General features: G+C 55.2%; 1 protein-coding gene. It reads right to left on the minus strand.

Annotated elements, in window-relative coordinates; translation table 11 throughout:
- The coding region (locus tag ACYP03_RS27680; RefSeq protein ID WP_459782894.1) for a glutamate--tRNA ligase family protein at nt 1-241 on the minus strand (241 nt) is incomplete at both ends.

The following is a 241-nucleotide window of genomic DNA, read 5'->3' on the forward strand; positions in this document are numbered from 1 at the left end:
TGGCCTGGTCGACTTTCAACCTTACCGCACTGTGAGTGCTATCCAGACCGGCATTGCGGCAAGTGCCGGGATAAAAGCCGCCGGCTTCCTTGATCGCTTTGCGGCTGCATCGGCAATAATAGGCATCGCCCTGAGCCAGCCAGTGTTCAATCTGAGCCTGATAAAGGGCGTGACGCTGACTTTGGTAAATAACACTGCCATCCCAGGTCATGCCAAAGGCGTCCAAAGTGCGCAGTATGTC

This window comes from Photobacterium sp. R1 (assembly GCF_054600795.1).